This window comes from Paenibacillus sp. F024 (assembly GCF_057814255.1).
In genome coordinates, this window is sequence record NZ_JBVASZ010000064.1 from 1 (window position 1) to 9422 (window position 9422).

The 9422-nt window shown below is 46.3% G+C and carries 9 protein-coding genes and 1 pseudogene; 4 read left to right on the plus strand and 6 right to left on the minus strand.

Going from position 1 to position 9422, the window contains the following annotated elements; all coding sequences use genetic code 11:
* Window positions 1-1299 (plus strand): annotated as a pseudogene (gene tnpC / locus ACZYR9_RS26655) (IS66 family transposase); the annotation flags it as partial.
* Window positions 1300-1771: 472 nt separating this feature from the next.
* On the opposite strand, the gene ACZYR9_RS26660 reads toward tnpC, so the two are convergent.
* Complete coding sequence (locus ACZYR9_RS26660; RefSeq protein ID WP_488981416.1) at window positions 1772-2884, minus strand: IS110 family RNA-guided transposase; 1113 nt, start codon at window positions 2882-2884, stop codon at window positions 1772-1774.
* 277 nt (window positions 2885-3161) lie between these two features.
* Between ACZYR9_RS26660 and ACZYR9_RS26665 the strand changes: the two genes are divergently transcribed.
* The 3 genes from ACZYR9_RS26665 (at window position 3162) to ACZYR9_RS26675 (ending at window position 4417) form a co-directional block, all read left to right on the plus strand.
* The gene (locus ACZYR9_RS26665) at window positions 3162-3422 is read left to right on the plus strand and encodes a transposase (protein WP_141336057.1); all 261 of its coding nucleotides are present in this window, start codon (window positions 3162-3164) and stop codon (window positions 3420-3422) included.
* Between the two features lie 119 nt (window positions 3423-3541).
* Window positions 3542-3904 carry an IS3 family transposase gene (locus ACZYR9_RS26670; protein ID WP_488981417.1) on the plus strand — a complete coding sequence of 121 codons (363 nt, stop codon included), beginning with the start codon at window positions 3542-3544 and terminating at the stop codon, window positions 3902-3904.
* A 9-nt stretch (window positions 3905-3913) separates the two neighbouring features.
* Window positions 3914-4417: an integrase core domain-containing protein gene (locus ACZYR9_RS26675; protein WP_141336059.1), complete on the plus strand. Its 504-nt coding sequence runs from the start codon at window positions 3914-3916 to the stop codon at window positions 4415-4417.
* Between the two features lie 70 nt (window positions 4418-4487).
* Here the strand turns inward: ACZYR9_RS26675 and ACZYR9_RS26680 are convergent, their stop codons facing one another.
* The 5 genes from ACZYR9_RS26680 to ACZYR9_RS26700 all read right to left on the minus strand — a co-directional run bounded on the left by ACZYR9_RS26680 (window position 4488) and on the right by ACZYR9_RS26700 (window position 9194).
* Window positions 4488-5534 carry a flavin-containing monooxygenase gene (locus tag ACZYR9_RS26680; protein WP_488981419.1) on the minus strand — a complete coding sequence of 349 codons (1047 nt, stop codon included), beginning with the start codon at window positions 5532-5534 and terminating at the stop codon, window positions 4488-4490.
* Between the two features lie 134 nt (window positions 5535-5668).
* The gene (locus ACZYR9_RS26685) at window positions 5669-6751 is read right to left on the minus strand and encodes a copper resistance D family protein (protein ID WP_141336060.1); all 1083 of its coding nucleotides are present in this window, start codon (window positions 6749-6751) and stop codon (window positions 5669-5671) included.
* Window positions 6752-7384, minus strand: coding sequence for a copper resistance CopC family protein (locus ACZYR9_RS26690; RefSeq protein ID WP_488981418.1), 633 nt, complete (start codon window positions 7382-7384; stop codon window positions 6752-6754).
* A 21-nt stretch (window positions 7385-7405) separates the two neighbouring features.
* A complete protein-coding gene (locus ACZYR9_RS26695) occupies window positions 7406-8824 on the minus strand; it encodes a peptidoglycan DD-metalloendopeptidase family protein (RefSeq protein ID WP_141336062.1) in 1419 nt (472 codons plus the stop codon).
* Between the two features lie 103 nt (window positions 8825-8927).
* Window positions 8928-9194, minus strand: a complete 267-nt coding sequence (locus ACZYR9_RS26700; RefSeq protein ID WP_141336063.1) for a hypothetical protein — start codon at window positions 9192-9194, stop codon at window positions 8928-8930.
* Between the last annotated feature and the right edge of the window lie 228 nt (window positions 9195-9422).

Here is a 9422-nt window from a genome sequence, read left to right on the forward strand (position 1 = left end):
GAACTGAACCTGTTTAATGAGGCCGAAGTGCTGGCCACGCCCCAGGGGCAAGAACCTGAAATGGAGAAGGTCACCTACGAACGCCGCAAAACAAACGGCAAGCGCGAGGCGGATCTGTCCAAACTGCAGGTTGAAACGGTGACGTACACGCTGAAAGAAGGAGAGCAAATCTGCCAGTGCTGCGGCGGATCACTACATGAAATGAGTACGGAAACGCGCAGCGAAATCGGCATCGTGCCTCCGCAAGTGAAGGTCATTCGGCATGTGCGGCAGGTGTACGCCTGTCGCCACTGTGAACGTAACGAACTGCAGACGCCAATCATCACCGCGCCGATGCCCAAACCGGTGTATCCGGGCAGTCTGGCCTCGCCGTCCATTTTGGCGTATGTGATGTGCCAGAAATACGTGGACAGCCTGCCGCTGCATCGGCAAGAGCAGCAGTTTGCCCGCTTAGGGTACATCCTGTCGAGGCAAACGATGGCAAACTGGATGATCTACGGCGCGGAGCAGTGGCTGATACCGGTAGTGGCGGTAATGAAGGCGTACTTGCTGAAGCAAGATATGCTGCATGCGGACGAGACGACGTTGCAGGTGCTGCGAGAGCCGGGGAAGTCGGCAGAATCCGCCTCGTATTTGTGGTTGTATCGGACAGGGCGTGACGCACAGCCCGCCGTGGTCTATGACTACCAGCGGACGCGAGGCGGGGAGCATCCGCGGAACTTCCTCTCGGGCTTCAACGGCTATCTGCATGTCGATGGTTATCCGGGTTACCACAAGGTGACGGGCGTCACGCTGGTGGGGTGCTGGGCGCATGCGCGGCGCAAATATGATGAAGCGCTGAAAGCAGCGCCGGAAGAACGTCACCAGGCACGCGCAGAGCGAAGCCGTCCGGTGCTGGATGCTTACTATGCGTGGCTGCGCCAACAAAAATCCCGGACGATGCCAAAAAGCCTGATCGGCCAGGCGATTGCTTACAGCTTGAACCAATGGGAAAAGCTTACGGCATTCCTGAAGGACGGGCGGCTGGGGATCGATAACAACCGCAGCGAGCGTTCAATCAAGCCGTTTGTGATCGGGCGTAAAAATTGGCTGTTCGCCAACACGCCCAGAGGTGCTGCGGCCAGCGCAGCGATCTACAGCGTGATCGAGACGGCGAAAGAAAACGGGCTGCATCCGTTCCGGTAACTCATGTACCTGTTCGAGCAACTGCCGCAGCTTGCCAATCCGTTGGATCCTCAGGCACTGGAGCCCTTTATGCCGTGGTCCCCGTCGCTTCCGGACTCTTGTCGCCTCACCTAATCTTTATCCATCATACATTCGCTCCCATCTGACTGCTAGGTGGGGGCTATTTGACGCTGCTATGAACGTGACTTGTCAAGTCCCCGTATTTGATCTGCTAGAGCACTGAGCACGAAGGCAAAATGTGAGCGACGGTTGGCACACTGCTATCCGTGGGTTGGGTACCACATGGTAAGCCTACGTCAAAGGGGCTGCCGCTAACTCACTTCGCATTTCAGGAAAGATTTCATCCTGATGCAGCGTCAAACCGCGGGTTCTCCCTTATACCTGTCCTTTGCCTTCGGGTTCAATGCTCTAACGGGAGCTTGTCAAGCGAACTCCTTGACAAGTGGATTAATTTTACCGACACTTTCAATTCCCTCACCCCGTTTTGCGGGTGAGACGCCACACGGCGAGTGTGGGAGTGCAGGGGGCAACGCCTCCTGCGTATCCCCCAGCGGGGGACGGAAGGGGGCTTCGCTTCCTCTAACATTCAAGCATCCTCTAATGTGCGCGCAACGGCCCAGATGAATCCTGTCAGTTCCCGTGCTACAGCGCCGATTGCTACATTCGCAGGCCTTCCTTTCCCATAAACCAACCGCTTATACTTGCCATGTAGGCGTTCTTGCGCTTTCCACGATATTGCTTGAACTTCGGCGGACTGTCCATCCAGTCGTTCTGCTAATTCTCCTTTGACGGCTGGGCTATAACGGTAACTCCAGGAAGCTTCAACGATGGCTCTGCGTAAGTGGGAATTCCCTGCTTTTGTCATTGATCCCCGCCGTACAGTTTGACCCGAGGAGTGCTCCCGGGGCACCAATCCCAGATACGCCATCAGTTGCGCAGGAGATCGGAATCGCTCGAAACTTCCAATTTCTGCCGCAATCGTAACGGCGGTTAACAGGGCAATTCCACGTAACGATTGCAAGACATGAATGACCGACGCTTTTGCTCCTTTCGACGCTTCTTCCATGATGGCAGACTCCAGTCGTTTCTGCCGTTGTTCAGCCTCATGGACAGCATATTTGTATTCTTTCCACATGGCTTGATGGGCGGGTTGCGTTTCAAACTTGAGCGTGTCCAGCCAATTCCGGTGCTTCTGCGTCCAGCGTCGTTTGATCGTGACGGGAGGATGGATTTGGTGACGCAACAAAAACTTGATTAATCGCTGTCTGGCACGATGTAAGTCCTCCCTTGCATCAGATCGTGCTCGAATCAGATCGCGCAGTGCTTCATCCTCACGAGTTGGGACGTAAATAGATGTCAGCTCCCCGGCACGAAATAGCCGCGCCAACTGCAGCGCATCACGGCGATCCGTTTTAATGCGATCCCCTGCACGCTTGGGAATCAGTGTAGGTGCGATTACACAACATTGTGCCCCCATCGACGTAATCCACCGATAGGCTTCATAGCCGGTTGGTCCGGCTTCATAACAAAAGGCCAGCGTTTCTTTATCTCCCAGTTGTTTAATCAATTTTCGAAGCGCCTCAGCGGTATGTGGAATCGTACCGTACCATCTGGGCTCTTCTCGACCTGCTTCAGCAACGGCAACAGCAATTTTTTCCTTTGAGACATCTAAACCAATGAATTTTGTGGTAGACTGCATACTAACAGCTCCTTTTGCTTAGTAGCTCTGAAATGGTTGGTTTCCTTACTTTCCATTTTAACCTACGATTCTCAGCAAATACGGAGCTGTTTCACGTTCATCATAACTCACCAATGTCTTCTCGATGTGGCTCCATCAAGAAAAACTGGTATTACATTCAATTCTTGGATCACTCCCATATATCTTCCTTCATCAATTCATCCTCTTTAGCCCCTTTTTGAACTTGGACAGTCAACCCCTTATTCCGATACAATAAAAGTAGCCGGAGGGGAACAGGATGATGAGAAATCAGTACGATCTAAACTTCAAGAAAAGCATAGTGAGTAAAGGGCTTGAGATCGGGAACATGACAGCGGTGGCCCGGCAGCATGAGCTGGATCCCAAGATGGTGTTGCGTTGGGCCAGAGAGTTGAAACGCAAGGACATAGATCAATTAGATGGTGATGGTAAAAAACAACCAAAGTACGTACCAACAGCAGAAGATTACGCCCAGCTTGAGAAAGAACTCGAGCGCATGAAGAAACTCTATGCCGAGTAAGCACTGGAGCGTGAGATTCTCAAAGACCTACTAAAAAAAACGAACCCTCACTTAAGGATAAAATAGAGATTGCTCAGAAATACATCGGTGAAGGACACTCGGTATGTCAGGTGCTGCGTGTGCTGGAAGTGGAACGATCGACGTATTATGCACATCTTCCAAAGTCGAGCCACCAGCAAGGCGCAATCCACAGAAAAGGCCGTCCCGTACCTGATTTATCGTATACACAAGCTGGGAAACCAGTAAGTGACGAACAGATTCAGGAATGGATTATGGAGTTCCTGTCCGGAGAAGGATCGGTCTACGGCTATCGAAAGCTAACAGTACTGCTTAGACGCAGACATGAGCTGGTAATAAACAAAAAGAAGGTTTACCGGCTGTGTAAGCATCTCGAGGTGCTTCGTCCACAGCGGCAGTTAAAGTTGAAGCATCCGAGACGATTCGCGAATAACCGCGTCTTAACCACGTCCAATGAGCTGTGAGAGACGGACATTAAGTATGGCTGGATTGCCGGCGAACAACGCTTCTTCTTCCTGATGTGCATTATTGACGTGTTTGACCGGACGATCATTTCCTACCACATTGGCTTGACCTGTGAAGCAAAAGATCTCGTGCAGATCACACAGGAAGCGCTCATGAAGCGACAGCTCTTCAGTCAAGAGGCCAAGCCGATCACTCGCTCAGATAACGGCCCACAGTTTATAAGCCACCGCTTCGAAGAGGCTTGTGCGGAGTTCAAAATGACACATGAGCGCATTCCTCCAAAGACACCGAACAAAAATGCACATATTGAAGCGTTTCATGCAATCCTTAAACAAGAGTGCTACCAGCGCAATGAATTTGAAACGTATCCGCAGGCCTATGAAATTGTGAGTGAATTCATTCAAGAATACAACCAAAATCGCATACATGGCAGCATTTATGATCTGTCGCCCTATGAGTACAGAGCAGCTTTGAAAGCAGGTTCCGTAAAGCCGATTGAGGTTAAGGTCTAATAAATACCGGGTAATAACGAGCAATTCGGAGCATTATGGGATGAAATGAATAAGAGGTGCAGTGTCCAGACTAAGGGAGTTTAACCGCATCCACTACATACCGAGCATCTTCAGCAACTCCACCTATCAAAGCTGAACCTCTACGGTATTGCCAAGGTAACCCAAGGAAAAAAAGTCCACGAATGGAGCTTTTACCTCTCTGATGAATCGGTTTTCCTTTATCATCGAATGCCTTATTTATATCGATCCAGTTATAGTCAGAAGTAAATCCAGTGGCCCAGATTATATTCTTCACTTGAACCGAGCTTTTATCTTCAAATAAAGCGACATCCTCTGTCATCTTGTACGTTCTCGGTTTTAGAACGACTTCGCCATTCTCAATACATTTTTTTAGCTCATATCCAAAAATCGGATCATACTGCTTACTGATCCATCTTCCAAGCTTAGAATCGATACTTGCACTTAGAATTCCCAGCTTTTTGAACCACTCAAAAATACTTTTACCAAAAAACTCAAGGGGAAGGAATTTCATTTTGTGACCGACAGATAGTATTACTTCTCGTTCTTTCGCAAGCTCGACTGCGATTTGTGCGCCTGAATTTCCAGCTCCAATCACAAGAACTTCTCCTTCTTTTAATTGAGAAGGATTTATGTAGGAAGAACTGTGGACTTGGAAAATATCATTACTTAGATATTCAGCCATCTTGGGAATAATCGGTTTCTGGAAAGGACCTGTTGCGACAATAATATGCTTGGCTGTATATTGGCCCTGATTTGTCATTACTCTAAATCCAGTAGATGTTTGTTCCAAGAGGATAATTTCCGTATTCATTTGAACCGGTATTGAAAAATATTCTGCGTAGTATTCTAGATAATCTGCAATTTCATCTTTACCTGCATACCCATTGGGATCGCCTTTTAAGTTTAACCCTGGCAAAGAACTGTACCAGCGGGGAGTAAACAAAACCAATGAATCATAACGATTTCTCCAACTATCCCCGACGCAAGTCCCTTTATCTAGAACAACAAAACTGTAATTATTTTTCTTCAAATAATAACCCGCCGCGAGTCCAGCCTGACCGGCACCAATTACAACCACATCATATTCACGTTGCAATTCCATCACCTTCAAATAGATTATTTTATTATATGAGAATTTATTCATGTATAATTATTGTTAAATTTTTGCTGGTTGTCAACAAAAAAACAATCTCATGCGAGATTGTTTATAAATTAATACATGGTGGTGTTCTATGCTACGGCGAACATCAATGAGAGGTATCCGCATACTACAAAGAACGCTGAAGCTGCCAACGACCAAAGGGTTCTTTGTTTTTTCCAAGCCATATATAAACCGATGTATAATCCAAGAACCGCTATAAGAAAGAGAGTTATACTTAAAGCATCAGGAGAAAATGAAAGCGGAATGACTTGCTTCAAATCATTTCCCGCCACAGACAAGAACAGAGGCGACGGCCCCACCTCTTTTATAAATTCCTCAAGATCTTCATGCACAGGAGATTGCTGGCCCATAAAGGCCGTAACCGCAAAGAGAACAACAACGAATATGCCTTCCGTTTTCAACCAAGGTAAAGGATTGGAGGCAACTTTGCGGAACAGGAACGTATTTAGTAACGCCAATCCTAATATAGGAACAATCAGCAAATGTTTTATCAACATGGCCTGGCCATAAGATGATATCCAAGAGTTTAAATAATTGGGGGTTACTTTGCTCATCAGCAACAGGCCGGCAGCTATTGTAACCAAGACACACCCAATGGCTAACGGCGTAAACCAACGCAGGAAGGCTGTCCAGTGAACAACCTCCTTAACGAACCAACCGATGACCAGCATGACCCCGATCCATACAATTGCAGCTAAAAAATGTAATGTATGTGCGGCAAAACCAATCCATTCATGGACAGTTGCTGAATGACTCGCCCACCCCATGGCCAAAACCAAGAAAAAATTAAAGACGGAGATACCTATCCATTTATAGCTCAACATTTTGGAATCGGGCTTTAAGCCCAGAAAATACAAGATTCCCATCGCCGCAAATATTGTAACAAACCATGCATTGCCGATTTTATAGTCGCTAAGGACTGTGAACGTAATATATCCGATCTCATACCCCAAGTTAACTCGAAAAAATATTATAAGCTTGATAACCTGCACCGATGATAACACGACGATTCCGAGTACTGCCCACGTTAATATCGTATCGGACATCTGAATGATAGGCTTCTTCCGTTCCGGAACGATCGCAAGCACACATGCTCCTGTTAACAAAGCGAAACAGACATAGAGCAAGGCTTCAGAAAGAACATAAATCAATTATTTCTTCCTCCTGGTTAAGACAACCAGTGAGATGGCAACCAAGATCGCAAGGGCTCCAAGCAAGTACACGACTGTGTTAGAAGACGGTGCTGTATCTTCAGGGTGATCTATCTGTCCGGTATTGCCCCCGCTGGACTGTGGCGTCGCCGGGGCAGTCGTCGTATCCGGTTGTTTTTGCTCTGGTTCCGTTGGTGTTTGAGGCGGCGTTTTAGGTTGTTTTGCCGGTTCTGCCACGGGCTGTTTGCTTTCCGGTACATTTACATTGAAAGAAAACTGCCCCTTAATCGGATGACCGTCTTCTCCGACAATCGTCCATTGAACCTGATAGCTTCCATTCGCTAAAGGTTGGGCCAATTTCCCCGACATCGTTTTTTCTTTTATTTGTATATCCGTTACGTCTACATTTTGATTGCTGCTGTCCAAGAGCTTAAACGTGCTCAAGTTTTCCACCTTACCGGCAAAGGTCAACGAAATTTCCTTTAATTCGGTAGTAATCTCTTCTCCATCTTTTGGATTAGAAGCTTCAAGTCCTGTGTGAGCCGTAACGCTAACCGAAAGAATCAAGGAAAGAAACAAAGAGAGCAGGGTTAACCAAAATGTTTGTTTGAATTGTCGACTTTTAAGTAACATAGCCATTGCTTATTCCTCCGTTTATCGATTCAAATATTTCAAAGGGTTTTGCTGCGTACCGTTTTTTCGAATTTCAAAGTGAAGATGGATGCCGGTTGAATTCCCTGTGCTTCCCATGACGCCGATCTTTTCGCCCTTTTCAACCGTTTGTCCGCTTTTCACCTCAATCTTACTTAAATGGGCGTATAAGGTTTGATATCCGTTTTGGTGATCTATAATGATGCAGTTTCCGTACCCGGATTTTTCCCCTGCAAAAGCGACTTTACCACGATCAGAAGCTAGAATAGAACGATTGGACGAAACTGCATCGGCTCCGGCATGCAGCTTACCCCAACGTTTTCCAAACTCGCTTGTCAGTTTCGGCGAAACTATAGGCCAAACAAACTTGCCTGTCCCGTTACCAGGAATCACTTTCGTGCCCTGTCGCACGATTTTATCGACTGGTTCTTCAAGCACAACCTCATTCTCAGGTACTTCCTCCACCAGCTCACCATTGATTTTTGTCAGACGGTATGTAATTTGCTTGATACCGTCTTTTCCTTCCTGGACTACCTGGGAAACGCCGACTCTCATAGACGGATCGTTCTGAACTTGTGTACCACGGGGAATGGTTAATGTATCCGTACGCTTTTCCAACGATTGCACCGAGAGAATTGGTTTGGATACCGTCAAATCCAATACATCCCCGATATTAATAAAATCATCTTGAATCCAAGGATTGTTTTTATAAAGAAGGGCCAAAGGTATATTAAACTTTTTCGCAATACAAGAGACACAGTCTCCTTCTTGTACCGTATACTTCACCGGTTCTACCCCGCCTGTTTCCAATGTGCTGCGAATTTGATCAACCGCACTGATTTTATCCGGTGATGTTACCGTTTTTTGCAAACTCACTTCTTGTACAAACTGAAGCGATTCTAAAACAGGTTTGCCTGTCTTATCGTCATTATCCGCCGCGGAAAGCGAACGCACTTCATTCGCATTTAATGTATCTGGGTGATATTTACGTTTAATCCCTTCAAGTAAAGCCTGGGCTGTATCATAATCCTTGACAACCCCGATGGCTTTGCCGCCTATACGTATTTCAACACCTACTGCAGCTGGCGTCAAACGTTTTTCCAGTTCGGTAATGACAAGGTTATTATCATAATCCTTTCGGATCGTTCTCTCCAATTCAAACCGGACTTGCCCGCCTTGCAGCTTCATGCTGGCATGCGGGAATTGCGCGGATAAAGCTTGTTCTTTCTTTTTGATCCATTCTTGTACTATTTCTTGATTGCTTACAGAACCAATATAGGTTTGATCAAGATACACACGATATCTATCAATCGCGCTTGCATTAACATAGGCAACAATTCCAACAGCTCCGAGAATAAGTGCAATTAGCGTGAAAATCCACTTTCGACGATGGTAGTTGAAAAGATCGACAGATAATTTCACAACAACCTCCAGTACGTAAACAATGTTGTTCTTTCACCTTATTCTTAACATATCACATGGCCATTGGAATAAAAACGATGTTTTATAGTTTTATTTGACAAGTTTATGAAGCAAGCAGCACAACAACGATAACTGCCATTGAAACCAACGTACCCAAAATACCTCCGAGTAACCAAGACTCTTTCTTCTTCATGAAGAAGGACAATAATAAATGTAATACAAACGGTGCCAGATACACAAACAATCTTATGCTTTCAGGAAGTCCGATAAATTTGTCTACCGCAAATGCTATCAGCAATACAATAATGATCTGGATTGCACTGTTTCTTACTTGCTTAAAGTCCAACACTCCGGAAATATGAAAATGCATGAATTGTCTCTCTCCTTGTAGTTATGGACGAACTCCTGTCCATAGACAGGAGTTCGTTTTGCATGGAACGATCTATTAAGGCTTGCTCTTTAAAAGTCTCATCCCGTTAGAATTCCTGTAGAACGAATAATTTGATCTTTGCAAAAAAACGAGCGCCTCGGTACGATGGGGTTGCGCACGAGGTCATAGCCTCAAAAAACCCATCATCCAGGAGGTCGCTCTACTATG